At 68.7% G+C, this 26,699-nt stretch carries 25 protein-coding genes; 14 read left to right on the top strand and 11 right to left on the bottom strand.

Annotated features, from left to right (window positions below):
- Positions 1-2 precede the first annotated feature (2 nt).
- Positions 3-2,498 carry a DEAD/DEAH box helicase gene (locus tag AC1MBW_RS13785; protein WP_480024838.1) on the top strand — a complete coding sequence of 832 codons (2,496 nt, stop codon included), beginning with the start codon at positions 3-5 and terminating at the stop codon, positions 2,496-2,498.
- 74 nt (positions 2,499-2,572) lie between these two features.
- Positions 2,573-4,201 (top strand): apolipoprotein N-acyltransferase, encoded by a 1,629-nt coding sequence (gene lnt / locus AC1MBW_RS13780; RefSeq protein WP_480024837.1) that lies wholly within the window; start codon positions 2,573-2,575, stop codon positions 4,199-4,201.
- Positions 4,202-4,285: 84 nt separating this feature from the next.
- On the opposite strand, the gene AC1MBW_RS13775 is transcribed toward lnt, so the two are convergent.
- From AC1MBW_RS13775 to AC1MBW_RS13760, 4 genes are all read right to left on the bottom strand, one after another.
- On the bottom strand, positions 4,286-4,651 hold the full coding sequence (locus tag AC1MBW_RS13775; RefSeq protein WP_480024836.1) for an RNA polymerase-binding protein RbpA: 366 nt from the start codon (positions 4,649-4,651) through the stop codon (positions 4,286-4,288).
- A 116-nt stretch (positions 4,652-4,767) separates the two neighbouring features.
- Positions 4,768-5,556, bottom strand: coding sequence for a glycerophosphodiester phosphodiesterase family protein (locus AC1MBW_RS13770; protein ID WP_480024835.1), 789 nt, complete (start codon positions 5,554-5,556; stop codon positions 4,768-4,770).
- Positions 5,556-6,695, bottom strand: a complete 1,140-nt coding sequence (locus tag AC1MBW_RS13765; RefSeq protein ID WP_480024834.1) for an SPFH domain-containing protein — start codon at positions 6,693-6,695, stop codon at positions 5,556-5,558. Before AC1MBW_RS13765 ends, AC1MBW_RS13770 begins: the two co-directional genes overlap by 1 nt.
- A gap of 4 nt (positions 6,696-6,699) precedes the next feature.
- A complete protein-coding gene (locus AC1MBW_RS13760) occupies positions 6,700-7,179 on the bottom strand; it encodes an NfeD family protein (RefSeq protein ID WP_054146151.1) in 480 nt (159 codons plus the stop codon).
- 123 nt (positions 7,180-7,302) lie between these two features.
- Here AC1MBW_RS13760 and AC1MBW_RS13755 point away from each other — a divergent pair, with 123 nt between their 5' ends.
- From AC1MBW_RS13755 to AC1MBW_RS13730, 6 genes are all read left to right on the top strand, one after another.
- Positions 7,303-8,070 carry an SDR family oxidoreductase gene (locus AC1MBW_RS13755; protein WP_054146152.1) on the top strand — a complete coding sequence of 256 codons (768 nt, stop codon included), beginning with the start codon at positions 7,303-7,305 and terminating at the stop codon, positions 8,068-8,070.
- Positions 8,071-8,083: 13 nt separating this feature from the next.
- Positions 8,084-8,548, top strand: a complete 465-nt coding sequence (locus tag AC1MBW_RS13750) for an NUDIX hydrolase (protein WP_480024833.1) — start codon at positions 8,084-8,086, stop codon at positions 8,546-8,548.
- Positions 8,549-8,688: 140 nt separating this feature from the next.
- Positions 8,689-9,189: a hypothetical protein gene (locus AC1MBW_RS13745; protein WP_480024832.1), complete on the top strand. Its 501-nt coding sequence runs from the start codon at positions 8,689-8,691 to the stop codon at positions 9,187-9,189.
- A gap of 12 nt (positions 9,190-9,201) precedes the next feature.
- Positions 9,202-9,789 (top strand): GTP cyclohydrolase I, encoded by a 588-nt coding sequence (folE, locus tag AC1MBW_RS13740; RefSeq protein ID WP_480024831.1) that lies wholly within the window; start codon positions 9,202-9,204, stop codon positions 9,787-9,789.
- A complete protein-coding gene (gene folP / locus AC1MBW_RS13735; RefSeq protein WP_480024830.1) occupies positions 9,782-10,723 on the top strand; it encodes a dihydropteroate synthase in 942 nt (313 codons plus the stop codon). Before folE ends, folP begins: the two co-directional genes overlap by 8 nt.
- On the top strand, positions 10,720-11,484 hold the full coding sequence (locus AC1MBW_RS13730; RefSeq protein ID WP_480024829.1) for a pyrimidine reductase family protein: 765 nt from the start codon (positions 10,720-10,722) through the stop codon (positions 11,482-11,484). The genes folP and AC1MBW_RS13730 overlap by 4 nt, the downstream gene beginning before the upstream one ends.
- A 50-nt stretch (positions 11,485-11,534) precedes the next feature.
- Here AC1MBW_RS13730 and dhaM read toward each other — a convergent pair whose 3' ends face one another.
- The 3 genes from dhaM to dhaK form a co-directional block, all read right to left on the bottom strand.
- Positions 11,535-12,221 (bottom strand): dihydroxyacetone kinase phosphoryl donor subunit DhaM, encoded by a 687-nt coding sequence (gene dhaM / locus AC1MBW_RS13725; RefSeq protein ID WP_480024828.1) that lies wholly within the window; start codon positions 12,219-12,221, stop codon positions 11,535-11,537.
- A gap of 2 nt (positions 12,222-12,223) precedes the next feature.
- Positions 12,224-12,874, bottom strand: a complete 651-nt coding sequence (gene dhaL, locus AC1MBW_RS13720; protein WP_480024827.1) for a dihydroxyacetone kinase subunit DhaL — start codon at positions 12,872-12,874, stop codon at positions 12,224-12,226.
- An 85-nt stretch (positions 12,875-12,959) separates the two neighbouring features.
- On the bottom strand, positions 12,960-13,961 hold the full coding sequence (gene dhaK / locus AC1MBW_RS13715; protein WP_480024826.1) for a dihydroxyacetone kinase subunit DhaK: 1,002 nt from the start codon (positions 13,959-13,961) through the stop codon (positions 12,960-12,962).
- Between the two features lie 198 nt (positions 13,962-14,159).
- Here dhaK and AC1MBW_RS13710 point away from each other — a divergent pair, with 198 nt between their 5' ends.
- Both AC1MBW_RS13710 and glpK read left to right on the top strand, forming a co-directional pair.
- The gene (locus AC1MBW_RS13710; RefSeq protein WP_082383341.1) at positions 14,160-14,897 is read left to right on the top strand and encodes an MIP/aquaporin family protein; all 738 of its coding nucleotides are present in this window, start codon (positions 14,160-14,162) and stop codon (positions 14,895-14,897) included.
- 157 nt (positions 14,898-15,054) lie between these two features.
- Positions 15,055-16,575 carry a glycerol kinase GlpK gene (gene glpK / locus AC1MBW_RS13705; RefSeq protein ID WP_043594942.1) on the top strand — a complete coding sequence of 507 codons (1,521 nt, stop codon included), beginning with the start codon at positions 15,055-15,057 and terminating at the stop codon, positions 16,573-16,575.
- A 78-nt stretch (positions 16,576-16,653) separates the two neighbouring features.
- On the opposite strand, the gene trpD is transcribed toward glpK, so the two are convergent.
- The gene (gene trpD, locus AC1MBW_RS13700) at positions 16,654-17,709 is read right to left on the bottom strand and encodes an anthranilate phosphoribosyltransferase (protein WP_054146160.1); all 1,056 of its coding nucleotides are present in this window, start codon (positions 17,707-17,709) and stop codon (positions 16,654-16,656) included.
- A gap of 106 nt (positions 17,710-17,815) precedes the next feature.
- On the opposite strand from trpD, the gene ctaE reads away from it, so the two are divergent.
- From ctaE to qcrB, 4 genes are read left to right on the top strand one after another with little or no spacing between them, the layout of a single operon-like run.
- Complete coding sequence (ctaE, locus tag AC1MBW_RS13695) at positions 17,816-18,460, top strand: aa3-type cytochrome oxidase subunit III (protein WP_082059958.1); 645 nt, start codon at positions 17,816-17,818, stop codon at positions 18,458-18,460.
- A 21-nt stretch (positions 18,461-18,481) separates the two neighbouring features.
- Entirely contained in the window at positions 18,482-19,297 is an 816-nt protein-coding gene (gene qcrC / locus AC1MBW_RS13690) for a cytochrome bc1 complex diheme cytochrome c subunit (protein ID WP_054146200.1), read from the top strand.
- 37 nt (positions 19,298-19,334) lie between these two features.
- Positions 19,335-20,402 (top strand): cytochrome bc1 complex Rieske iron-sulfur subunit, encoded by a 1,068-nt coding sequence (gene qcrA / locus AC1MBW_RS13685; RefSeq protein WP_043594939.1) that lies wholly within the window; start codon positions 19,335-19,337, stop codon positions 20,400-20,402.
- Positions 20,403-20,449: 47 nt separating this feature from the next.
- Positions 20,450-22,060, top strand: coding sequence for a cytochrome bc1 complex cytochrome b subunit (gene qcrB, locus AC1MBW_RS13680; protein WP_054146201.1), 1,611 nt, complete (start codon positions 20,450-20,452; stop codon positions 22,058-22,060).
- 1,415 nt (positions 22,061-23,475) lie between these two features.
- On the opposite strand, the gene AC1MBW_RS13675 is transcribed toward qcrB, so the two are convergent.
- The 3 genes from AC1MBW_RS13675 to ctaC are packed head-to-tail and all read right to left on the bottom strand — an operon-like array spanning position 23,476 to position 26,551.
- Positions 23,476-23,892: a cytochrome c oxidase subunit 4 gene (locus tag AC1MBW_RS13675; protein WP_054146161.1), complete on the bottom strand. Its 417-nt coding sequence runs from the start codon at positions 23,890-23,892 to the stop codon at positions 23,476-23,478.
- A 5-nt stretch (positions 23,893-23,897) separates the two neighbouring features.
- Positions 23,898-25,643, bottom strand: coding sequence for an aa3-type cytochrome oxidase subunit I (gene ctaD / locus AC1MBW_RS13670; RefSeq protein ID WP_082059957.1), 1,746 nt, complete (start codon positions 25,641-25,643; stop codon positions 23,898-23,900).
- Between the two features lie 11 nt (positions 25,644-25,654).
- Positions 25,655-26,551, bottom strand: a complete 897-nt coding sequence (gene ctaC, locus AC1MBW_RS13665; RefSeq protein ID WP_043594937.1) for an aa3-type cytochrome oxidase subunit II — start codon at positions 26,549-26,551, stop codon at positions 25,655-25,657.
- Positions 26,552-26,699 lie beyond the last annotated feature (148 nt).

The raw sequence follows: 26,699 nt of genomic DNA, 5'->3' as shown, positions 1-26,699 counted from the left end.
CGATGAGCCCCGACCTCAGCCCGGCGGAGCGCTTCGCCGCGGCGAAGACACGCGTGAAGACCCCCAAGCTCCAGGCCTTCCGGTCCCGCCTGGGCTTCACCCTCGACCCGTTCCAGATCGCCGCCTGCGCCGCCCTCGAAGAAGGCGACAGCGTCCTCGTCGCGGCTCCCACGGGCGCCGGCAAGACGCTGGTGGCCGAGTACGCCATCCACCTCGCCATGCAAGACCCTCGGGCCAAGGTCTTCTACACCGCCCCGATGAAGGCCCTGAGCAACCAGAAGTTCCAAGAGCTGGTGGCCGAGTACGGCGCGTCCGAGGTCGGGCTGCTGACCGGCGACACGAACGTGAATTCGCGGGCTCGCATCGTCGTGATGACGACAGAGGTCCTCCGCAACATGATCTACGCCGGGTCCGAGATGTTGACCGACCTGCGCTACGTCGTCCTCGACGAGGTCCACTTCCTCGCCGACCGGTTCCGGGGCGCGGTGTGGGAAGAGGTCATCATCCACCTGCCCCTCGACGTCCGGCTCATCTCGCTCAGCGCGACGGTGTCCAACGCCGAAGAGTTCGGTGACTGGTTGCAGACGGTCCGCGGCAGCACCGAGGTCATCGTCTCCGAGGACCGCCCCGTGCCCCTGGACCAGCACGTCCTCGTCGGGGGCAAGTTCCTCGACCTGTTCGACTCCTCGGGGCAGGCGGCGACGAACCGGGTGAACCCCGAACTCCTCCGGGCCACCTCGCTCGGGCGGCGTGGTGGTCGCAGCGGCGGACGGCGGGACTCCCGTTCCGCCGGACGGACGGGTCCCCGGGGCCACGTCGTCCCGCCCACGCAGGGTGGCCCCGGACGCCTTGACCGCTGGAAGATCGTCGAGATGCTCGACGACCAGAACCTGCTTCCCGCCATCTTCTTCGTCTTCAGCCGAGTGGGCTGCGACCAGGCCGTGTCCCAGGTGCTGAGGTCGGGCATCCGCCTGACGACCGCCGACCAGCGTCGAGAGATCCGCGAGATCGTCGAGGCCCGCTGCCGCACCCTGCGCGACGAAGACCTCGCGGTGCTCGGCTACTGGCGCTGGCTCGACGGGCTCGAACGGGGCGTGGCCGCCCACCACGCCGGCCTGCTGCCGGCGTTCAAAGAGGTCGTCGAGGAGCTGTTCCAGAAGAAGCTCGTCAAGGTCGTGTTCGCGACCGAGACGCTCGCGCTGGGCATCAACATGCCCGCCCGCACCGTCGTGCTCGAGAAGCTCGAGAAGTTCAACGGAGAGGCCCGGGTGCCCATCACGCCCGGTGAGTACACCCAGCTGACCGGTCGCGCCGGTCGTCGAGGCATCGACGTCGAGGGCCACTCTCTGATCCAGTGGCAGCAGGGCCTCGACCCGCAGGCCGTAGCCTCACTGGCCTCGCGACGCACCTACCCGATGAACAGCAGCTTCCGGCCGACGTACAACATGGCCGTGAACCTCATCGAGCAGTTCGGTCGATCCCGTACCCGCGAGGTGCTCGAGACCTCCTTCGCCCAGTTCCAGGCCGACCGCTCGGTCGTCGACCTGGCACGCAAGGTGCGGTCGCAGCAGCAGTCGCTCGACGGCTACGCCGCGTCGATGGCCTGCCATCTGGGCGACTTCGGTGAGTACACGATGCTGCGTCGAGAGGTGGGCGACCTCGAGAAGCAAGGGGCGGCTCGTGCCGACTCGCAGTCGCGGGCCGAACGCGACAAACGTCAACGACGCATCGTCGAACTCCGACGGCAGGTCCGGCAGCATCCGTGCCACGCCTGCCCCGATCGCGAGCAGCACGCCCGCTGGTCGGAGCGCTGGTTCAAGCTCAAGAAGCAGACCGACCAGCTGTCGGCGCAGATCCGCAGCCGGACCGGCGCCGTGGCCAAGGTCTTCGACCGCGTCACCGACGTGCTGCTCGACCGCGGCTACCTCCTCCCGACGGGCACGAACGCCGGAGGCGCGGGTCGCGTTCCCCGGGACGCCGAGGTCACCGTCGCCCCGACCGGTCGCACGTTGCGCCGCATCTACGGCGATCGCGACCTGCTCGTGGCCGAGAGCCTCCGCCTCGGCCTGTGGAACATGCTCGACGTGCCGTCGATGGCCGCCATGGCCGCCACGCTCGTGTACGAGCCCCGGCGGGACGAGGGCCAGCTCTCCGAGCGGTTCCTGCCCCGGGGCGAGTTCCGTGCCGCCCTCGACGCCACCCAGCTGCTCTGGGCCGAGCTCGACGACCTCGAGCACGAACACCGCCTGCCCGGCAGCCAGCCCCCGGCACCGGGTCTCGCCCTGGCGATGCACCGTTGGGCCCGAGGTGCCGCCCTCGACTCGGTGCTCGACGACGCCGACCTCGCAGCGGGCGACTTCGTGCGCTGGACGAAACAGACGATCGACCTGCTCGACCAGCTGTCGGTCGTGGGGGACCTGCCGGTCGGCCCGACGGCACGGCAGGCGCTCGACGCCGTCCGTCGCGGCATCGTGGCCTACACCGCGGTCGGCCCCTGAGCCCTCGGCCCGCCGGGGCCGGGCAGTGGCCGACGACGACCGGCCTCCCAGACGCCGCCACCTAGAATCGCGAGGTGTCTTCCCGAGCGACCGACGTCCGACTGCCCCTCTGGCTGGCCCTGATCGTCGCGCTCGGCGCCGGCGCCGTCCTCGACGGTGGCTTCCCTGACGGTGACGTCTGGCCGTTGACGTTCGTCGGCATCGGATTCGTGCTATTGGCCCTCCGAGGCCGGTCGCTCGGTGGCTCCTTCCTGGTCGGCCTCGTGGCGGGCCTGTCCTTCTACCTGATCCACATCTCGTGGGCGACGCTCTTCCTCGGCGTCGTGCCCTGGGCCGCCCTGTCGACGCTCGAGGCGCTCTTCTTCGCCGCGGGGGCGATGCTCATCACCCTCGCGTACCGCTGGGTCCCGCGCATCTGGCCCGGCACCCTGGGCCGAACGGTCCTCCTGCCCGTCGTCGTAGGGGGGCTCTGGACGCTCCGAGAGTTCGTCGCCGGCACCTGGCCCTACGGCGGGTTCGCCTGGGGTCGCGTGGCGCTCAGCCAATCCGAGAGCCCGTTCGCCAGCCTCGTCGCCTGGCTGGGCATCTCGGGGCTGTCGTTCCTCATGGTGGCGATCGTCGCCGCTTTGATCCAGCTCGCCCTCCAGACGACCGTCCGGGGTTCGACCCGTGTGCTCGCGGGTGCCACGGTCGTGGTCGCCGCCCTCGCGGTGCCCGCGTGGCCGACCCACTCCTCCGGCACGGCCACCATCGCCGCGGTCCAAGGTGACGGCGACGCCGGCTACTTCGCCGACCGGCAGTACGGCGACCTGACCAACGCCCAGGTGCTCGCGATGAGCGACCTCCAGGCCCAGCTCGCGCAGTTGCCGGAAGACCAGCGCTCCCTCGACATGATCGTCTGGCCCGAGGGCGGCAGCGACCGCGATCCCACTCGTGACGCCACCGGCCAGTACGTCTTCGACGCGATCTCCCGAGGCTACGACGCACCCCTCGTGTCGGGAGTCATCACCGAGAGCGACGACGGCGAGACCGTCTACAACTCGTCCTTGCTCTGGTCCGACGGAGGCGTGAGGGACCAGTACGACAAGAAGCACCCGGTCCCGTTCGGCGAGTACGTCCCCGACCGTGATTTCTGGCGGCCTTTCGCCCCCGATCTCATCGACCTGATCGGCCGGGACTACACCCCGGGCACGCGTGACGAGGTCTTCGACCTGGGTGACTTCCGGGCGGGCATCTCGATCTGCTTCGACATCGTCGACGACCAGCTCATCACGAACATGATGGACGAGGGTGCCCAGGTCATCATCGGCCAGACGAACAACGCCGACTTCGGCACCCGTCCCGGCCAGACGGACGAGAACGAACAGCAGCTCGCGATCGCCCGACTGCGCGCCATCGAGACGGCCCGGCCCCTGGTCAACGTCTCGACCGTCGCCTCGACGCGAGCCATCGACGCCTCGGGCACGACGACCGCGAGCATCCCCGACTACGAGCCCGGCACCATGGTGGCGGTGGTCGATCTCGGCACCGGGACGACACCTGCCGTCGCGGCGAGTCGTGCGATCGAGCTGCTCGTGTCGTTCTTCGGTCTCGCGATGCTGCTGCTGTCCCGTCTGTTCATCGGTACACGCCGGTCGGCTCGTCGACGCATGCTCGACGAGGCACCCAATCCGATCCTGCCGCGGTGGCGCGTCGTCGACTGACGTCTCGCGACGCCCGGATCGAAAGAAGGCCCGACCACCGTGAGGTGGTCGGGCCTTCTCGTCTTCGTGATGCCGAACGGGCCGTCAGGCGCCGATCTTGTGCTGACCCTTGCGGGCCCTCAAGAAGTCGAGTCGTTCTTGGAGGAGCTCCTCGAGTTCGTCACGGCTGCGACGCTCGAGCAACATGTCCCAGTGGCTGCGGGGGACCTTCACGTCAGCGGCGTCGATCTCGACCGGCTTGCCGTCGGCCGACAACAGACGACCCTCTTGGCCACTCTTGGGGGACTGCCAGATGTCCGGGATCTCGGCATCCGCAGCGAACACCATGTCGAACGTCTGACCGTCGGTCGTCTGGTAGACGGCCTTCTTGCGGGGCGAGAACTCCACGCCCTCTTCGCTCTGCAGGCTCTGGCTGCCGAGCCTCATTCCGCGCAAACTGCGATCTGCCATTGTGTGGTCTCCTCTCGCGTTGCAATCACCCGTTGTAACCCGTTCTGGACCTCCGCCGTTCCGAGCCGTGCGATTTCACAGTCCCTTCACAGTGCCCAGGCAGACGGGGACGTCGGTCACGCAGCGCGTCGACGCACCTCGTCGAGGGCCAGGTCGGCGCGGTCGGTGACGATGCCGTGGACGCCCAAGGTGAGCAGCCGGACCATGTCCACGGGCTCGTTGACGGTCCAGACGTGCGTCTCGACACCCAGATCGGCCCACTCGGCGACGCGAGCAGCCGTGACGATGCGGATCGGCCCCTTGCGCTCGGGGACCTGAACCGCCCGGCACCCGACGAGGGCGCGCCGCATCAGCGTCCGCCTGAGCCCGGGGAGGGGCACGAGGCCTGCCGCCATCGCCGTGACGATGCCCCGGGTCGAGGCCGACGTCGCGACTCCCGGCAGGGCCCGGACCGCCCGCAGACGCCTGCGGTGGTCGAACGAGGTCACGAGGACGCGGTCCGTCGCCCGGACCCGGGCGATCGCTCGGACGGCCGGCGCCACGGCCTCGTCGGACTTGAGGTCGACGTTGAACCGGGTCTCGGGGAAAGCGTCGAGCGCCTCGTCGAGGGTCGGGATCTCGTGTTCACCGTCGAGCCGGATCGCCTTGACGTCCGCGAGGTCTAGGTCGAGGAGGCGCTGCTCGCGTCCCGCGACCCGCCTCAGGTCGGGATCGTGGCTGATGACCGCGATGCCGTCGCGCGTGGCGTGCACGTCGGTCTCGACGTACCTGGCGCCCGCGGACACGGCCAGGGCGAACGCCAGCATGGTGTTCTCGGGAGCATCGACGGCGAGGCCCCGGTGTGCCAGCACCCGGGGGCCGGCCGGCGCGAACCAGCCGGCCGAGACCGGGGGAGCGGACGGCACTACGAGGTCGCCGGGGGAGCGGTCGGGCCGGTGCCCGGGGCACCCGTCTCGGGAGCCGGGCCGGCGGGGCCCGCGGCACCCGCGCCTCCGGACCCCGTGGCGGTGCCCGTCCCACCGGGCGTCGTCACCGTCGGGAAGCCGAGGTCGGGTTCGGCCTCGAGATCGACGGTCGAGGCCAGGTCGGGCGTGACGTCCATCTCGGAGACCTTGGGAGCCTCGGTCGGGGTCCACCCGGGTGCGTTCGGGTCGCGAGGCGCGAAGAAGCCCTGCCCGATGCCCTTGAGCGCCTCGGTCAGCTCACTGGGGATGATCCACATGGTGTTGGCCGACCCGTCCGCGATCTTCGGCAGGGTCTGGAGGTACTGGTACGCGAGCAGCTTCGGGTCGGGGTCGCCGGCGTGGATGGCGTTGAAGACGGTGGCGATGGCCTCGGCCTCACCCTGGGCCCTCAGCACCTGGGCCTTCGCATCACCTTCGGCCTTGAGGATCGACGACTGTCGTGACCCCTCGGCCTCGAGGATCTGCGACTGCTTCGTGCCTTCGGCGGTGAGGATGGCGGCGCGGCGGCTGCGCTCGGCACGCATCTGCTGTTCCATGGAGTCCTGGATCGACAGGGGCGGGTCGATGGCCTTCAGTTCGACGCGTCCGACCCGGATGCCCCACTTGCCGGTCGCCTCGTCGAGCACGATGCGCAGTTGACCGTTGATGTTGTCCCGGCTGGTGAGGGCCTGCTCGAGGTTGAGCCCACCCACCACGTTGCGCAGCGTGGTGGTCGTGAGTTGTTCGACGGCCCCGAGGTAGTTGGCGATCTCGTAGGTGGCCGCGCGCGCGTCCGTCACCTGGAAGTACACGACCGTGTCGATCGAGACGACCAGGTTGTCCTCGGTGATGACGGGCTGCGGGGGGAACGAGACGACCTGTTCACGCATGTCGATGAGGGGCCGCACCCGGTCGATGAACGGCACGAGCAGGTTGAGGCCGGGGGAGAGGGTCTTGTGGTAACGCCCCAGTCGTTCGACCACGCCGGCACTCGCCTGCGGGATGATGCGGACCGAGCGGAACAGGATGACGAGGACGAGCACGACGACGATCGCGACGACCACGATGGTGACGACGGTGCCGGCACTGATGGTGTCCATGGCTTCAGGACCTCTCTGCGGGAGCGACGAAGGCCGTCGACCCCTCGATGGCGGTCACGACGACCGGGGACCCGGTGTCGAGTGCGAGGTCAGCGCCGGCCGACGTCGCGGGGGAGGACAGCACCCGTGCCGTCCAGGTCTCGCCGTTCGACAGCTTCACCTGGCCCGGGTCGGAGCCGATGGGCACGACGACCGTGCCGCGCAGCCCGAGCAGGGCCTCCACGTTGCTGGGGGTCGGGTCGCCCCCGCGGCGGAGCGCCCGCAGCAGCGGCGGCCGCACGGTGAACAGCAGCAGGACGGCGAGCACGCCCGCGATGATCGCCTGCAGCCACCACGGGGCGCCGAAGAGTCCGGCGAGCAGACCGCCGACGCTGCCGATGGCCAGCATGAGGAAGGTGAACTCGAGGGTCGTCACCTCGACGATGACGAACACCAGGATGAGCGCGATCCACGCGACCCATGCGTAATCGTTCAGGACGTCCATGTCGACCTTCTCTCGTTCCCCTGTTATGGAAACTACCACCCACCACCGACGGTGACGAGGGGGATTGGTAGGGTCGAGTCCGGCCCACGGGCCGATCGATCCCCGCACAGTCTGGAGCACGCCTTGTCCAACCCCCTCGCCGCAGAGTCCCTCGCCGGAGCCCGAGTCCTGGTCACCGGGTCGTCCCGGGGGATCGGCGCCGACACCGTGCGGTACTTCGCCGAGGCCGGCGCCAAGGTCGTCGTGAACTACCGCAACAAGGAGAAGCGCGCCCTGCAGCTCGTCGCGAAGATCGAAGAGGCCGGTGGCGAGGCGATCGCCATCGGGGCCGACCTGACCGACGAGGCCAGCCTGGCGACGATGTTCGACACCGTGCGCGACGCCTGGGGCGGCCTCGACGTCCTCGTCATGAACGCCTCGGGCGGCATGGAGACCGGCATGGCCGAGGACTACGCACTCAAGCTCAACCGCGATGCCCAGGTGGCACTGCTGACGGCGGCCCTGCCGTTGCTCGCCCCGGGCTCGCGCGTCGTCTTCGTCACGAGCCACCAGGCGCACTTCATCCGCACGACCGAGACCATGCCCGAGTACCTTCCCGTCGCCCTCAGCAAGCGCGCCGGCGAGGACGCCCTGCGCGAGATGCTGCCGCAGCTCGAGACCGCGGGCGTCGAGTTCGTCGTGGTCTCGGGCGACATGATCGAGGGCACCATCACGGCGACCCTGCTCGAGCGGTCGAACCCCGGCGCCATCTCGTCGCGGAAAGAGAGCGCGGGCAAGTTGTACAACGTCGCCGAGTTCGCCGCCGAGGTCGCGTCGGCCGCCGTCGAGCCCGTCCCGGCAGACCACACCCGGCTGGTGGGCGACACCAGCGACTTCGCGCCGATCGTCTGAGACGGAGGCCCTCGTGACCGAGCGCATCGTGCGGGCGACCTCGCGCCTCCTCGTCCTCGACGAGGACGACCGTCTGTTGTTGATGAAGACGGTGGCGCCCGACACGAGTCGGTCGGCGCGCTGGATCACCCCGGGTGGCGGTGTCGACCCGGGCGAGACCCATGTCGAGGCAGCCGTCCGCGAGCTGCACGAAGAGACCGGCCAGGTGGTCACGGAGGTCGGCGACGTCGTGCGGGTGGACGACTTCGAGGTGGCCTGGGACGACGCCGACCACACGCACGGTCACGCGGAGTTCTTCGTCGTCCGCCTGCCGCACTTCGAGGTCGTCGACGACGACTGGACCGACGACGAGCGGACCGACATCCTCGAGTCGCGCTGGTTCGGCCTCGACGAGCTGACGACCATCGACGAGCCGGTCGAGCCCGGCGACCTGGCCGACCTGCTGCGCGATGTGCTGGACGAGTCGTCCGGCGCCTGAGGGTCAGCGGACGCCTGCGCCCCCTTCCGGCCACTGCACTTAATGACTGATAATGCACATTATGTCAAGTAACGTGGGATCGGGCGTCGGAAGCACTCCCCGCTGACGCACGCCGCGCCTCCTCGGAGTTGCCTGGTCGCATGACGACCGATGCGACCCACACACCGCCCGACGACGCGCACCGCCGACCCGACGGACTCGACGACGACACCGTCGCGGCGCTCGGCGAACTCTCGGCCGCGCTCGAGATCGTCGAGCAGGCCCGGGGATTCCTCTACGGTTTCCACCGACTGACCGGCAAGGCCGACCTGGCACTCGGTGACGCCGTCGAGTCGCTCCGTCGAGCCGGCCACGTCGAGGTCGCGGACCTGCTCGATCGGGACCTCGTCGGTCGCAACGTCGTCGAGGGCCGCTGGACCTACCAGATCGTCGAGGACTACGACGACGGGTACTACGCCGCGTTCCGCGACCATGAGCAGAACATACGTGATTCTCTCGCGGGCGGCAAAAGGCATCTCTTCGAGGCCGAGATGAAGGAGGCGCGGCGCAGCCACGGACGGCGGCACCACGAGGCGCTCCCCCGCGAATCGACGACACCAGGCGCGGACGAGAACGACCCCGCGGTCGATCCCGTCGCCTGAGAAGATGGTCCGATGACTCCCCCGCCCGTCGACCGGCCCCGCATCGAGGCCGCCGTGCTCGAACTGCTCGCAGCGATCGGTGAGGACGTCGACCGTCCGGGGCTCGAGTCCACCCCTCGACGCGTGGCCGACGCCTACGCCGAGTTCTTCTCCGGACTGTCCGTCGACGCGGCCGATCTCGTCCGCCAGGCCACCGTCCCGGCCGAGGCCCATCAGCTCGGCGAGGTCGTGATCGTGCGGGACATCTCGTTCCGGTCGGTGTGCGAGCACCACCTGCTGCCCTTCGTCGGTGTCGCGCACGTGGCCTACGTGCCCGGCGAGACGATCGTCGGGTTGGGCGCGCTCCCCCGGGTGGTCGACGCCGTGGCCTCGCGCCCCCAGCTCCAGGAGCGCCTCGGCGAGGAGATCGCCGAGGCCGTGCAGGCGGGTGCCCGCCCGGACGGCGTCCTCGTGGTGCTCGACGCCTCGCACGGGTGCATCACGACCCGGGGCCCCCGCCAGACCGGCAGCACGACGGTGACGCTCGCGAGCCGGGGCGTCCTGTCCGAGCCGTCGGCGCGGGCCGAGGCGGTCGCCCTGATCGGCGCGCCTCGTGCCTGAGGCCACGGCGCGGCACCGCGAGGGCGACTCCCCCGGGCTCGCCCTCCCCCCTCTGCTCGTCCCCCGACGGCGCATCGGGTCGCGGACCTTCGACTTCTCCCGCCAGGTCGCCGTGATGGCGATCGTGAACCGCACGCCCGACTCGTTCTTCGACCGGGGTGCGACCTTCGCCCTCGACCGCGCCGTGCAGGCCGCCGTGGACGCGGCCGCGGCGGGCGCCGACTGGGTCGACATCGGGGGTGTCCCCTTCGCGCCCGGGCCCGAACTGTCGGCCACCGACGAACTCGACCGGGTCCTGCCCGTGGTGGAGGCGCTCGCGAGTCGGTCGGACGTCGTGATCTCGGTCGACACCTTCCGCCCCGAGGTCGCCGAACGCGTCATCGCCGCCGGGGCCCTCGTCGTCAACGACACCACGGGGCTCCACGACCCGCGGTTGGCCGACGTGGTCGCCGACAGCGGCGCCACGCTGGTCGTTACCCACAGCCTGGCCGCACCCCGACGCCCGCATCCCCGGCCGCACTACGACGACGTCGTCACCGAGGTCGTCGAGTTCCTCGCGCGGCGGGTCGACGTGGCCCGCGCCCACGGGGTGCCCGACGACCGGCTCGTCGTCGACCCGGGGCACGACCTGAACAAGACGACCCGGCACTCGCTCGAGCTGACCCGGCGCCTGTCCGAGGTGGCCGCCCTAGGCCACCCGACGCTCGCAGCGGTGTCCAACAAGGACTTCGTCGGCGAATCCCTCGGTCGCGACAAACCCGACCGCCTGGCCGGCTCGCTCGCAGCGGCCACGATGAGCGTGCTGCAGGGCGCGCGCATCGTCCGGATGCACGACGTCCGGGCCAGTGTCGACGCCGTCCGCATGGTCGAGGCGATCCTGGGCTGGCGCGACCCCCTCGTCGAGCGCCACAACGTCGCCGAGGACGTCTCGTGACCGCGGCCGCCATCTCGCAGTTGCATCCCGCTCCCCCGGTGGGCCGTGGCACGTTGACCATGGACGATCTCGTCGATCTCCACCGGCCCCACGACCGGACGACGCCTCGCGTGCGGGCGAACGTCGTCGCGAGCGTCGACGGCTCGGCGACGGCCGACGGGCGGACCCGCGACCTGGGCGGCCCCGCCGACCTGCTCGTCTTCGACCTGTTGCGTCAGCTCTCCGACGTCGTCGTGGTCGGTGCGGGCACGGTCCGCGACGAGGGCTACGGCCCGATGCGGCTCGGCGAGGAGGCCGTCGCCTGGCGGCGCGAGGCCGGCCTGCCAGATCATCCCGTCTTCGCCGTCGTCTCCGGGCGGCTCGGGCTCGACCCGACGAGCGACGTGTTCGCCGACGCGCCCGTCCGGCCCCTGGTGCTCACCCACGACGAGGCACCTCACGCGGCTCGGTCCCGCCTCGACGAGGTCGCCGACGTCGTGTCGTGCGGTCGTGACCGGGTCGACCCGCGCCTCCTGGTCCAGGCACTGGTCGAGCGGGGGCTGTCGCAGATCCACACCGAGGGCGGACCGGCGTTGCTCGGTGACCTGGTCGCCGCCGACGTCGTCGACGAACTGTGCCTCACCGTCTCGCCGAAGCTCGAGGGCGGAGCCGGGCCGCGCATCGTCGCGGCCCGTGAGGCCATGGCGCTGCGCGGGCTCGCCCTCGACCACGTCCTGCTGTCGGGCGACATGCTCCTCTCCAAGTGGTCGCGACGGCGCTGACCTCGGGACCTGCAGACCCCGAGGTCAGGAGGCGCGGTGCAGGCGGGTGATCAGCTCGCCTTCTCGCCGAAGCCGCCTTCGATCAACGTGATGAGGTCGTCCACGGCGGCCGTGGCGTCCGGGCCGGTCGCCATCACGGCCACCGTCGAACCGACGCCCACGTTCAACCCCATGATGCGCAACAAGCTCTTGGCGTCGACACCGTTCACCGTGACGTCCGCCTGGAACCGCGACGCGTGCGTGACGAGGTCGGCGGCCGGGCGGGCGTGCAGCCCCGACGCGTTGACGAGCACGGCCGATCGCTCGACCGCGTCGCCACCTCGGAGGTCGCGCTCGTCGGCATGTGCGTCGGCGACGCCGGTGGCCGTCCGGGCCGCCGCCGCGACGGCCTCGAGGTCTCCCCCGGTCTCGGCGGAGACGGCCGCGGCCACCGTGCCCTCGACCAGAGGGGCGTCGGCGATGACCACGCGCTGCTTGTCGGCGTCGTCGAGGAAGTCGACGGCCGTCTCGCTCGTGAGGATGGCGGAGCCGAGATCGCAGAGCACCACGGCTCCGCCACCTCGCGAGGCCTCGGCGAGGGCGGCGGAGATCTTGTCGAAGCTGGTCCCGATGGACCCGTCGTCGGTCCCTCCGGCAGCCACGAGGGTGGTCGTCGGGGCCATCTGGCGGGCCAGGTCGACCACCCCCTCGGCGATCTTGGCACTGTGCGAGACGACGACGATTCCGATGGTGGGCATGCTCAGGACTCCTTGCTCGAGCCGTCGGCGGCGTCGGCCGCCGCGGCGATGATGAGGGACGACGACTGCGCGCCGGGGTCACGGTGGCCCACGGCACGCTCGCCGAGGTAGCTGGCTCGACCCTTGCGGGCGACGAGGGGTTCGGTCGACGCGGCACCGGCCGCTGCGGCGTCGGCTGCTGCGCGGAGGACTGCCGCGGGCGACGCTCCGTCCGCGGCGGCCGCGGTCGCCGCATCGACGGCCGGGGTCCACGCGTCGATCATGGTCTTGTCGCCGACCTCCGCCTTGCCCCTCAGCACGACGCCGTCGCGGGCCGCCGTGAGGAAGGCGACCAGCGCCTCCGCGTCCAGCTCGGTGGCGTCGCCCAGAGCCGCCGACCCCTTGAGGTACGCCGTGCCGAGCAGAGGGCCCGAGGCCCCGCCCACCGTCGAGATGAGGGTCGTGGCGACGAGCTTGAGGGCGGCCCCGGGCGTCGCGTCGGCGGGGAGGTCGGCGAGCTTGGCCCGGACGGCGGTGAAGCCCCGCGTCAGGTTCTCACCGTGGTCGCCGTCGCCGATCTGCCGGTCGAGCTCGCTGAGTGCCGTGTGCTCGGCGGCGACGACGTCGGCCGTCCTGTCGATCCAGGCCCGGGTCCAGGTGGCGTCGAGTGTCATGCGGTGGTCGTTCCTCTCGTGGTGCGGTGATGCGGTGCTGCGTGCCCGCCGTCGGGACGGCGTGGTCCGCGGGCGGGACGGACGTCTATCGGCCTCGGCGCAAGGCCGCGGTCTCGACCGGGGCGTCCCAGAGCTCGGTCAGCTCGTCGTCCAGACGGGTCAGCGTGATGGACATGCCCTGCATCTCGAGCGACGTGACGTACGAGCCGACCAGGCTGCGGTACACCTCGACGCCTCGCGCCTCGAGAGCCTCGGCCGCCCGGCGGTAGGCGATGTACAGCTCGACGAGCGGCGTGCCGCCCATCCCGTTCACGAAGAGCAGCACCCGCTCGCCGGATGCGAGTTCGAGGTCGCCGGTCACGGCGGCCAGCAGGCGGTCGACGATGGCATCGACCGGCTCGAGCGGGATGCGCTCACGGCCGGGTTCACCGTGGATGCCGATGCCGATCTCGACCTCGTCGTCGGCCAGCGTGAAGCTCGGCTCGCCGGCGTGCGGGACCGTGCCCGCCGAGAGCGCGACGCCCATCGACCGGGACTCCGCGTTCGTGCGTCGGGCCACCTCGGCGACCGCGTCGAGCGAGTCGCCCCGCTCGGCGGCGGCCCCTGCGGTCTTCTCGACCACGACCGTTCCGGCGACGCCTCGGCGTCCGGCGGTGTACAGCGAGTCCTTGACCGCCACGTCGTCGTCCACGAGCACCGTCCGGACCGTGATGCCCTCGGCCTCGGCGAGGTCGGCCGCCGTCTCGAAGTTGAGCACGTCTCCCGTGTAGTTCTTGACGATGTACAGGACGCCTGCGCCGGCGTCCACGGCCTGCGTCGCGGCGACGATCGGATCGGGCGTGGGCGACGTGAAGACGGGGCCCGGCACCGCGGCAGACAACATGCCGAAGCCGACGAACCCCGCGTGCAAGGGCTCGTGACCGCTGCCGCCGCCGCTGACGAGTGCGACCTTCCCCGGCACGGGAGCCGCCGAACGGCGGACGAACGTCGGATCGTGTGAGACGACCACGAGGTCGGCGTGCGCCGCGCCGAAGCCGGCGACGGCCTCGTCGACGACGTCGGACGGATCGTTGATGAGCTTCTTCATCGAAGTCCCTTTCTCGGCGCGAGAGGCAGTGCTCGGGTGCACCAGGCTGCCGCTCAACCTACTCCCAGGACCCCCTGATGCACATATGTGCAAACACCTGATCTTTCCTTCTCGTCGCATGTGATCACAGCACTAAGGTGTTGACACACGCTCACCGCGGGTGCACTGTCGCCCCGCCGTACGACAAGGAAGGTCGACGTGAACCTGGGATTGATTTTTCTTTCAGAAACGGTGGGCACCGCATTGCTGCTCACCCTCGGTGGCGGAGTCGTCGCCAACGTCGCCCTGACGAAGACGAAGGGCTTCAACGGCGGCACGCTCATGGTCAACTTCGGCTGGGGCCTCGCGGTCTTCGTCGGAATCCTGGCCTCGTACTCGTCCGGGGCGCACCTGAACCCGGCCGTCAGCATCGCGCAGCTGATCCTCGGCAACATCACGTTCGCCGCCTTCCTGGTCTACGTCGCGGCGCAGATGGTCGGTGCCATCATCGGTGCGGTCGTCGTCTGGCTGGCCTACAAGCAGCACTTCGACGACGAGCCCGACCCGGCCACGAAGCTGGGCGTGTTCTCGACCGGCCCCGCCATCCGCAACTACGGCTGGAACCTCGTGACCGAGATCATCGGCACCTTCGTGCTGGTCTTCACGATCATCGCCATCACCAACGGCGCCTCCCCGAACGCCGCCAACCTCGGCCCGCTCGGCGGCCTCGCCGTCGCGCTGCTCGTTGTCGGCATCGGCGCTTCGCTCGGTGGCCCCACCGGCTACGCCATCAACCCCGCCCGTGACCTCGGACCCCGCATCGCCCACGCGTTCCTGCCCATCAAGGGCAAGGGCGGCAGCGACTGGTCCTACGCCTGGGTGCCGGTCGTCGGCCCCCTCGTCGGTGGCGCCCTGGCGGCGCTGCTGTCCTTCCCGCTCCTCCCCCTCGCCGCCTGACCCGGCGACCCACTGATCGGTCGAGGCCGGCTCCCCCGGGCCGCCCGACGCCGATCGATCCACCCGCTCCCAGCAGAGGCTCGGGCCCGTCCGCTCGAATGGACCGACCCGGGCCTCCGTGCGAGCCGCATCCATCAACGACGAAGGAGTTCCACCCGTGAGCGACACCGACTACGTCCTGGCCATCGACCAGGGAACCACCAGCACCCGTGCCATCATCTTCGACCACTCGGGCTCGATCGTGGCCACCGGCCAGAAAGAGCACGAGCAGATCTTCCCCCGCGCCGGCTGGGTCGAGCACGACCCCGCCGAGATCTGGGAGAACACCCGCGAGGTCATCGGCCAGGCCCTCTCCCGTGCCGACATCACGCGCCACAACATCAAGGCCGTCGGCATCACGAACCAGCGCGAGACCGCCGTGGTCTGGGACAAGACCACCGGCAAGGCCGTGTACAACGCCATCGTCTGGCAGGACACCCGCACGCAGCCCATCGTCGACCGCCTGGCCGCCGACGGAGGCGTCGAGCGCTTCAAGCCCATCGTCGGCCTGCCGCTCGCGACCTACTTCTCGGGCACGAAGGTCGTCTGGATCCTCGAGAACGTCGAGGGCGCCCGCGAGAAGGCCGAGGCCGGCGACCTGCTGTTCGGCACGACCGACACCTGGGTCCTCTGGAACCTCACCGGTGGCACCGACGGAGGCGTCCACGTCACCGACGTCACGAACGCCTCGCGCACCCTCTTCATGGACCTCGAGACGCTCGAGTGGCGCGACGACATCCTCGAGGCGTTCGACGTGCCGAGGTCGATGCTCCCCGAGATCAAGAGCTCGTCCGAGGTCTACGGCACGGTCGAGGCCTCGAGCCTGCTGCGCGAGGTGCCCATCGCCGGCATCCTCGGCGACCAGCAGGCCGCCACGTTCGGTCAGGCCGCCTTCGACCAGGGCGAGTCGAAGAACACGTACGGCACCGGCAACTTCCTGATCTTCAACACGGGCGAAGAGATCGTCCACTCGAAGAACGGGCTGCTCACGACGCTCGGCTACAAGCTCGGCGACGCCGCACCCCACTACGCGCTCGAGGGGTCCATCGCCGTCACGGGCTCGCTGATCCAGTGGCTGCGCGACAACCTGGGCATGATCGGCTCGGCCCCCGAGGTCGAAGAGCTGGCCAAGACCGTCGAGGACAACGGCGGGGTCTACTTCGTGCCCGCGTTCTCGGGTCTGTTCGCGCCCTACTGGCGTTCGGACGCGCGAGGTGCCCTCGTGGGCCTCACCCGCTACGTCAACAAGGGCCACATCGCCCGTGCCGCCCTCGAGGCGACCGCGTTCCAGACCCGTGAGGTGCTCGACGCGGTCAACGCCGACTCGGGCGTCGACCTGACCGAGCTCAAGGTCGACGGCGGCATGACCGCCAACGACGCGCTCATGCAGTTCCAAGCCGACATCCTCGACGTCCCGGTCGTCCGCCCGGTGGTCGCCGAGACCACCGCCCTCGGCGCGGCCTACGCAGCCGGTCTCGCGGTCGGCTTCTGGGAGACCCTCGACGACCTCCGTGCCAACTGGCAGGAGGACAAGCGCTGGACCCCGAACATCGACGCCGACGAGCGTGACCGCACGCTGCGTCTCTGGAAGAAGGCCGTCACGAAGACCTTCGACTGGGTCGACGACGACGTGAACTGATCCCCTGCGCGAAGGGCCCGTCCGACCGGACGGGCCCTTCGTCGTCCGCCCCCTCAGGACGAGGAGGCGCGGTGCACCTCAGGAGGCGCGGGTCGCCGCCACCCACTGGTCCAGTTTCGCGATCGCCGCGCCCGAGTCGACGGCCCGGGCCGCGACGTCCAACTGCTCCCGGAAACGAGCGAGGAGAGGCCGTTCGCGCTGGCTCGGATCCGCCGCCAGCCCGTAGGACACCAGCCCGGCCGCGGCGTTGAGCAACACGATGTCGCGGACCGGACCGCGCTCCCCCGCGAGGACCTCACGGGCGATGCCCGCGTTGTGCACCGCGTCCCCCCCGACGAGGTCGGAGATGCGCGCGCGGGGGATGCCCAACTCGAGGGGATCGAGGTCGTGCTCGGTCACCGAGCCCCCGGTGACCTCCCAGATGTGGCTGTGACCCGTCGTGGTCAGTTCGTCGAGGCCGTCGTCGCCGCGGAACACGAGGGCGGTCGCGCCGCGCGTCTGGAACACGCCCACGATCAGCGGGACCTTGTCGAGCGACGCGACGCCGACCGCGCTCGCCTCGGGTCGTGCCGGGTTCACCAGGGGACCCAGGAAATTGAAGACCGTCGGGACGCCGATCTCGCGACGCACGGCGGCGGCGTTGCCGAAACCCGGGTGGAATGCAGCGGCGAAGGCGAAGGTCAACCCTGCTTCCTTCAGGACCTCAGCCACACGGTCGGCCCCGATGGTCAGGTCGATGCCGAGGGCCGACAGGACGTCCGAGGAGCCCGACGACGAACTCGCCGCCCGGTTGCCGTGCTTGATGACCGGCACACCGGTCGCCGCCACGACGACCGAGGCCATGGTCGAGACGTTCACCGTCCCGAAGCGGTCACCACCCGTCCCGACGATGTCGACCGCCATGCTGTCGACCGGAAGGGGCACGGCGTGGGCGAGGACGGCGTCGCGGAAGCCGACGATCTCGTCCACCGTCTCGCCCTTGGCGCGGAGGGCGACCAGGAAGGCTCCGAGCTGGGCAGGGGTGACGTCGCCCGTCATGACCTGCTCCATGGACCACGTGGCCTCGCTGATCGAGAGGTCGCGCCCGGCGAGGAGAGCGTCGATGATGGAGGGCCAGGTGAGCTCGGAGGTCATGGCCCCAGGCTACCGGCGGAGCATAAGGCACTCCGATGTCTCGGCGTCAAGGGAAATTCCCGACCCGGGGTTTCGAGCGCAAACCCAAGGCGACTTACCAGGCATAATGGACCTCGTGACAAGTACCTCTCTCTCGAGACCTTCTGGCGGCCCTGTCGTCAACCGACCCAGCACGGTTGCCGTGGGCACCATCGTGTGGCTCGGCAGCGAGGTCATGTTCTTCGCCGGCCTCTTCGCGATCTATTTCACGCTCCGCTCGACGTCTCCCGGCCTGTGGGCCGACCAGACGGCGCTGCACAACGTGCCGTTCGCGCTGACCAACACGATCACCCTGGTGCTCTCGTCGGTCGCCTGCCAGTTCGGCGTGTTCGCCGCCGAGCGCATGCAGCCGCACCGCACGGGCCGCCTGTTCCAGGTCAGCCGCTGGGGCATGGTCGAGTGGTTCTTCCTCACCTACGCCATGGGCGCGGTCTTCGTCTGCGGTCAGGTCTTCGAGTACGCGACCCTCATCTCCGAGCACGTCACCCTCAGCTCGAGCGCCTACGGCTCGGCCTTCTACATGACGACCGGCTTCCACGGTGCACACGTCATCGGTGGTCTGATCGCCTTCCTGCTCACCATCGGTCGCGCGTACGCGGTCAAGAACTTCGGGCACAAAGAGGCGACCACGGCCATCGTGGTGTCGTACTACTGGCACTTCGTCGACGTGGTCTGGATCGGCCTCTTCATCGTCATCTACCTCCTCAAATAGGCATTGGATCGTCTGCACAGCATGTTCACGAGAACCTCGTCCTCCCGACGCACCAAGAAGGCCGGCCGTCGCGGCCCCGTCGCCACCGCCTCCCTGTTGCTGGTCGGTCTGCTCACCACGGGCGGTGCCTACGCGCTCTTCTCCTCGACCGCCTCGGCGGACGAGAGCAGCGCGACCGCGACCTCGCAGCAGAGCATCGACGAGGGCCAGAAGCTCTTTGCCTCGAACTGCGCGACCTGCCACGGCCTGAGCGCGGCGGGCACCGACAGCGGTCCGAGCCTGATCGGCGTCGGGGCCGCCTCGGTCGACTTCCAGGTCGGCACGGGACGCATGCCCATGGCCGTCAACGGCCCGCAGGCCGAACAGAAGCCGACGCAGTTCTCCGACGAGCAGGTCGCCGCCATGGCCGCCTACGTCGCGTCGCTCGCCCCCGGGCCCGCGATCCCCGACGAGTCGCTGCTCCAGGCCGACGGCGACACGACCAACGGTGCCGAGCTGTTCCGCATCAACTGCGCCATGTGCCACAACGTGGCCGGAGCGGGTGGGGCACTCACCCAGGGCAAGTTCGCCCCCGCACTCGACGGGGTGACCGCCCACCACATCTACGAGGCCATGCAGACGGGCCCGCAGAACATGCCGGTCTTCAACGACCTCAACCTGTCGCCCCAAGACAAGGCCGACATCATCACGTACCTCAAGTACGTCGAGAACAACCCGTCGCCGGGTGGATTCGAGCTCGGGAGCCTCGGCCCCGTCGCCGAAGGTCTCTTCATCTGGATCTTCGGGCTCGGTGCGATCGTCGCGATCACCATATGGCTGACCGCACGGTCGAACTGACCCGCGTTCTCTCCGTACTTCACGAAAGGCAGAATCAATGGCAGAGCACGACGACGAGGCCCCCACGGCGGGCTCGGCTGTCGAGAAGCGCGAGCCTCGACAGGTCTCGGCCGGCACGGCGGTCGTGACGTCCGACGTGTTCCAGAACCCGGGTGAGCCGCCGCACCGCGATCGCGTCACCGACATCGACCCCAAGGTCGAGAAGCGTGCCGAACGCCAGGTCAGCCTGTTCTTCTTCCTGTCGATCGTCGGCAGCATCGCCGCCATCGGCGCCTACGTCGCGTTCCCGATCACGTCGGGCGACTCGGGTTCGGTCCGACTGAACAACCTGTTCCTCGGTCTCGGCATCGCCCTCGGGCTGCTGTCGGTCGGAATCGGTGCGGTCCACTGGTCCAAGACGCTCATGCCGGCTCGAGAGATCACCGAGATGCGCCACGACACGCGCGGTTCCGAGCCGACGCGTGAGAAGGCCGTCGAGGTCTTCGCATTGGGCAACCACGAGAGTGGCTTCGGTCGCCGTTCGCTCATCCGTAACAGCCTGATCGGTGCCCTCGTCGCGACTCCCCTGCCGGCCGTCGTGCTGTTCCGCGACCTCGCCCCGGCCGAAGATCCCAATGCCGTCCTGCGCCACACGCTGTGGGAAGAAGGCATGCACCTCGCCGCCGACCCCTCCGGCACCCGCATCAAGGCGTCGGACGTCACCCTCGGATCGGTGTTCCACGTCATCCCCGAGAACCTCAACGAATCAGAACACCTGCTCGAAGAGAAAGCCAAAGCGGCCGTCCTTCTCATGCGCCTCAAGCCGGAAGATCTCAATCCGGCCGAAGGACGCGAAGACTGGCAGTACGACGGAATCGTCGCCTACTCCAAGATCTGCACGCACGTCGGGTGCCCCGTGGCCCTCTACGAACAGCAGACACACCACCTGCTCTGCCCCTGCCACCAGTCCACGTTCGACGTGACGAACAACTGCGAAGTGATCTTCGGGCCCGCCAAGCGCCCCCTGCCGCAGCTGCCCATCACGGTCGACGCCGACGGGTACCTCGTCGCGCAGAGCGACTTCCACGAACCTGTGGGCCCGAGCTTCTGGGAGCGCGAAAAGTGATCACCACCACCCCGGCACAGGGTGCCGAACCGGCCACGTCGGACAACATCGGCAAGGCTCCGGCCTTCGCCCCGACGAAGACCAACAAATTCCTCGGTGCCACGGCGAACTACATCGACGAGCGCACGAGCATGTCCGGCCTGGTCAAAGAGGTGGGTCGCAAGATCTTCCCCGACCACTGGTCGTTCATGTTGGGCGAGGTCGCGCTGTACTCGTTCGTCGTCATCCTGCTCTCGGGCACGTTCCTGACGTTCTTCTTCCAGCCGTCGATGGCCGAGGTCAACTACAACGGTTCGTACGTTCCGCTCAAGGGCCTCAACATGTCGGCCGCCATGGCGTCGACGCTCGACATCTCGTTCGACATCCGCGGTGGTCTGCTCTTCCGGCAGATCCACCACTGGGCGGCCCTGCTGTTCGTCGCAGCGATCATGCTGCACATGCTGCGCGTCTACTTCACCGGCGCGTTCCGCAAGCCCCGCGAGATCAACTGGGTCGTGGGCTTCACGCTGTGGATCCTCGCCATGGCCGAGGGCTTCACCGGATACTCGCTTCCCGACGACCTGCTCTCGGGCAACGGTGCGCGCATCATCGACGGCATGATCAAGGGCATCCCCGTGATCGGCGTCTGGATCTCGTACCTCGTGTTCGGTGGCGAGTTCCCGGGCACCGACATGGTCGGTCGCTTCTACTCGCTGCACATCATGCTGCTGCCGGCGCTGCTGATCGCCCTGCTGGGTGTCCACCTGCTGCTGCTGATCATCAACAAGCACACGCAGTTCGCCGGCCCCGGCAAGACCAACCAAAACGTCGTGGGCGTTCCGGTCATGCCCGTGTTCGCTGCGAAGGCCGGTGGATTCTTCTTCATCGTCTTCGGCGTCATCGTCCTGATCGCCTCGCTGTTCACGATCAACCCCATCTGGAACTACGGGCCCTACGACCCGTCCCCTGTGTCGGCGGGTACGCAGCCCGACTGGTACATCGGCTTCGCCGACGGTGCCCTCCGCCTCGTGCCCCCGGGCTGGGAGTTCGTGGCCTTCGGGTACACGGTGTCGATGAACATCCTCGTGCCGATCGCGGTGCTCGGTCTCTTCATCGTCGTGGTGCTGCTGTATCCGTTCTTCGAGGCATGGGTCACCGGCGACAAGCGCGAACACCACATCCTCGACCGGCCCCGCAATGCTCCGACGCGCACCGCCATCGGTGCGGCCGGCATCGTGTTCTACGCCAGCCTCTGGGCAGCGGCGAGCTCCGACATCATGGCGACCCACTTCCACCTGTCGTTGAACTACGTGATCCACGCCTGCCAGGCAGCGTTGATCGTCGGCCCGTTCATCGCCTTCTGGGTCACGAAGCGTGTCTGCCTCGCCCTTCAGAAGAAGGACCGTGAGATCGCTCTGCACGGCTACGAGTCGGGACGCATCGTGCGCCTTCCCGGTGGCGAGTACATCGAGGTGCACGAGCAGCTCGACGAGTACGAGCGCTGGCGTCTGCTCGACTTCAACGAGTACGAACCCCTCATGGTCCGTCCCAACGCCAACGGGAAGATCACGGCCCTGCAGCGAGCACGTGCGTCGGCATCGTCGTTCTTCTTCGAGGACCGCATCGCTCCGGTGAAGCGTTCCGAGATCGAGGCATCGCACCACGACGAAGGCCACTGACCTTCGGTAGTCCCCGGGCCCGGTTGCACGCTCTGTGCAGCCGGGCCTTCGGCATTCCCTGGGGAGACCCGCATGCCCAGGCCGTACTCGCAGGGAGCCCAGGGCTTCCCTTCCGGCTCAGCCACACCAGCGCCAGCATGCCATCCCCGGGAGACGGCCAGGTGCCGACGTGACCAGCCCCCGCCCCTCGTAGAGAGCCCGCCCGAGTCGGCATCTCTCAGCCGCATCCACGATATGTGCTCGGGGAGGTGGGCTGCCCGGGGCCGACAAGGGCCTCTTCGTCTCGCCACGACGACGTGCCCACCAGGTCGACCTCGCGCGCTCGAGGGGCTCCCATCCTATTCCCTGGCGCTCGCCCCCCAAGTTGGCGCGTACGCAGCCGAGGATGACAACAGGTCCTTCCCCCGCCCACGGCCTCCGTGTCGGCGCTCGTCGTCGACAGGACGTGACTCGGCCCGGTCACCGCGGGTTCTTCCCGGTCAGTGAATAGACACGGGCTCGACCTCCCGGGCACCCCTCCGCCTGCCCTCATCTGGCGGCGATGTCTAGACCTCCCCTCGGAGAGCATCGTCCCGCGGACCCCCTCGCACCGGTCCTGCTCGCGCGGAAGGCGATTTCCCCGGGCCGATGGAGGTCAGGGCGTCATGGCCGCTCTGTGGACATCATCCACTGCCGGAAGTACGCGCACGGCCTCCGTCGGCTCCGCCGAGACCCCGGCCGACCTAGCGGACTCTGGATGGCCCTCAGGCCGGCCCCGGGTGGCGTCGCAAACATCCTGGGCCGAGTTGTCGCTAGGAGCCATGACACCGAGGAGCTTCACATGCACCAATCACCGGAAGACCGGGCCTCTGCTTCATCGGAGAGGTCTCTCCCCCACGGGTACGGCCTGGCTGGCCACCCCACGGGTACGGCCTTGCTGGCCACCCCACGGTGCGGCCTTGCTGGCCACCCCACGGTATGGCCTTGCTGGCCACCCCACGGTGCGGCCTTGCTGGCCACCCCACGGTGCGGCCTTGCTGGCCACCCCGCGGTGCGGCCTTGCTTGCCACCCCGCGATGCGACCTGGCCTGCCACCCCCCGCGGCGCGGCCTGGCCTGCCCCGCACGGTAAGGCCTGGCTTGCCAACCACGGTACGGGCTGGCTCGCCGCCCTCTGCTGCCCAGAGCGTCGGGATCGAGGGCCCCGGCAGCAGCGCCTGCTGCTGTCGCCACCAGGGCCGTCAAGCCCCACACTCCCAACTGCTCTTGTGGGTCTACCGTCAGTCGCGATGCTGCCGCCTTGAGACCGTCACGTTGATGACCGACGGCCGATGGCGCTCCCTCGAGGCTGCCGTCGAGAGCCTCGCGCCAGACGTGGGACGACGAAGGGCGCCGGTCCGAAGACCGACGCCCTTCCCGCTCGAACGAGCAGGCGAACTAGTGTGCGAAGTTGCCGCGGTAGTACTCGTAGACCCAGCCGACGAGAGCCACTGCCGTCAGAGCGGCACCGATGTAGATGATCCACATGCCCACGGCCAGCGCCAGGAAGATGAGGCTGCAACCAGCAGCGAGGATGATCGGCCACCACGACCAGGGGCTGAAGAAGCCCATCTCGGGGTCACCGTCGTCGATGTTGGCGTCCAGACGGTCCTCGGGCAGCTCGCCCCCCTGGGTGGCGTGCGAGCGGCCCATGTAGAACGCCAAGAAGGCGCCGAGCATGCCGGCCAAACCGATGCCCAGCGTGCCCGCCCACTCGACCTGGCCGGTGTCGAGCAGGCTCCAGAGCACGTAGACCGCGCACATGAGGAAGAAGAAGATCGCGAGGATCCAGAACAGCGTCGCGTTGGTCTTCATCGGGGTTACTTCACTTTCTCGCTGGACGCGTCGTACGTGGGGGCGTCAGGTGCGTCCTTCACCGGGCCGATGCCGACGGGCAGTCCGGCTTCGGGGTGGTTCAGGTCGAATGCCGGCGACTCGGAACGGATGCGCGGGATCGACGTGAAGTTGTGTCGCGGCGGCGGGCACGACGTCGCCCACTCGAGCGAACGTGAGTAACCCCACGGGTCGTTGACCTCGACCTTGGGCGCACGACGAGCCGTGATGTACACGTTGTAGAGGAACGGCAGGATCGAGACACCCAGCAACATGGCGCCGATGGTCGAGAGCTGGTTCATCCACGTGAAGTGGTCCTCGGGCTGGTACGTGGCGTAGCGACGGGGCATGCCCATGACGCCGAGCCAGTGCTGCACGAGGAACGTCGTGTGGAAACCGACGAACAGCATCCAGAAGTGGATCTTGCCGAGGCGCTCGTTGAGCATCTTGCCCGTCCACTTCGGCCACCAGAAGTAGAAGCCCGAGAACATGGCGAAGACGACCGTGCCGAAGACGACGTAGTGGAAGTGCGCCACGACGAAGTACGTGTCGGACACGTGGAAGTCGAGTGGGGGCGACGCCAGGATCACGCCGGTGAGGCCACCGAAGGTGAAGGTGATCAGGAAGCCGATCGCCCAGAGCATCGGCGTCTCGAAGGTGACCGAGCCGCGCCACATGGTGCCGATCCAGTTGAAGATCTTCACACCGGTGGGGACCGCGATGAGCATGGTCATCAGGGAGAAGAACGGCAGCAGGACGGAGCCGGTGACGTACATGTGGTGCGCCCACACCGTCACGGACAGGGCCGCGATCGAGATGGTTGCGTAGACGAGAGTCTTGTACCCGAAGATCGGCTTGCGGCTGAAGACCGGGAACACCTCGGACACGATGCCGAAGAACGGCAGGGCGATGATGTAGACCTCGGGGTGACCGAAGAACCAGAACAGGTGCTGCCAGAGGATGGCGCCACCGTTGGCGGGGTTGAAGACCTGAGCGTCGAAGACGCGGTCGAAGCCGAGGCCGAAGAGAGCCGCGGCCAGCACCGGGAAGGCCATGATCACGAGGATCGAGGTGATCAGGGTGTTCCAGGTGAAGATCGGCATGCGCCACATGGTCATGCCCGGGGCGCGCATCGAGACGATCGTGGTGATGAAGTTCACCGAACCGAGGATCGTGCTGAACCCGGTGAGGCCGAGACCGAACACCCACAGGTTTCCACCCAGTCCTGGAGAGAACGTCGTGTCGCTCAGGGGCGCATAGGCGAACCAACCGAACGATGCCGCACCCTGCGGGGTGAGGAAGCCGGCGACGGCGATGATCGAGCCGAAGGAGTAGAGCCAGAAGGCGAAGCCGTTCAGTCGGGGGAACGCGACGTCCGGCGCACCGATCTGGAGCGGCATGAGGACGTTCGCGAAGCCCGAGAACAGGGGGGTCGCGAACATGAGCAACATGATCGTGCCGTGCATCGTGAAGAGCTGGTTGTACTGCTCTTTGGTGGCGACGATCTCGAGGCCCGGGGCGAAGAGCTGGGCGCGGATGATCAACGCCATGACCCCGCCGAGGCAGAAGAAGAGGAACGACGTGATCAGGTACATGTACCCGATGGTCTTGTGGTCGGTCGACGTGATCCAGTTGACGACGACGTTGCCCTTGCGGCCGACCTTCGAGGCTCCGAAGTTCTGACCGGACGAGGTCCCACCGGTGGTGGGACGGGTGGCGGTGGCTGAGCTCATCGAACCGTGCCTTACTTCTCGGAGTCTTCGGTGCCGGCGGCGTTGGCGGGTGCCTCGGTGCCGGGCTGGTTGGTGTTGGTGTTGTACTGGTCGCCCAGCAGGCCGGTGTTGCCCTCGGCGTCGAGCGTCTGCAGGTACTGGTCGTACTCGGACTGCGACACGACCTTGACGTTGAAGAGCATCAGCGAGTGGTACTCGCCACACAGCTCAGCGCACTTTCCGCTGAACGTGCCTTCTTTCTCGGGCGTGAAGTACATCGAGTTGGTCTTGCCGGGGATCGTGTCCTTCTTGTAGAGGAAGTCGATGATCCAGAAGGAGTGGGCCACGTCGCGCGACTTGAGGTCGATCTGCACGGTCTTGCCGACGGGGAGGTAGAGCTCGGGGAGCTGACTCTCGTCGATCGTGCCGTCACCCAGCTCTTGCGCCTGGATGCCCTGGTAGTAGACGCTCTCGTCTTCGTTCTGCTGGTCGATGTAGTTGAAGTCCCACGCCCAGCGCTTGGCGTAGACGTCGATCTTCACGTCGGGGCTCGCGGTGGGCGCCTCGATGGCGGCCTGGTCGCGGGCGGTGAAGGCGAAGAAGCCCAGCACGAGGATCAGCGGCACGACCGTGTAGAAGATCTCGATCGGCATGTTGTAGCGCAGCTGGACGGGCAGGCCCGTCTGGCCCTTGCGGCGGCGGTAGGCCACGCACACCCAGATGATCAGGCCCCACACGATGACGCCGACGATCAGCAACACGATCCACGAGGTGACCCAGAGGCCGATGACGCGGTCCACGTGGTTGGTCGTGCCCGCGGTGGTGGGCAGCCACCCCTGCAGCTGGTCGGTGGTGCACCCCGCTAGCACGAGAGCCAGGACGACTGCCATGGGGGCGGCAGCCCAACGAAGACGGCGGTTAGAACGCACTGTTACCTCTCGGATGACACGACAGTGGGGGGTGTTCCCAGTGTTGACGGGGACCTGCCTAGCTTACTCGCAGGTTCGACCCCCCAGCGCACGGCACGCGCCGGAAGCCTCTCGACGTCGAGCGAGAACGAGCACGGGACACGCGAGA

The organism is Frigoribacterium sp. AP1, from assembly GCF_056680555.1.
Note: the sequence above shows the minus strand (reverse complement) of the source record. Positions and strands in the feature narration are given on the sequence as shown.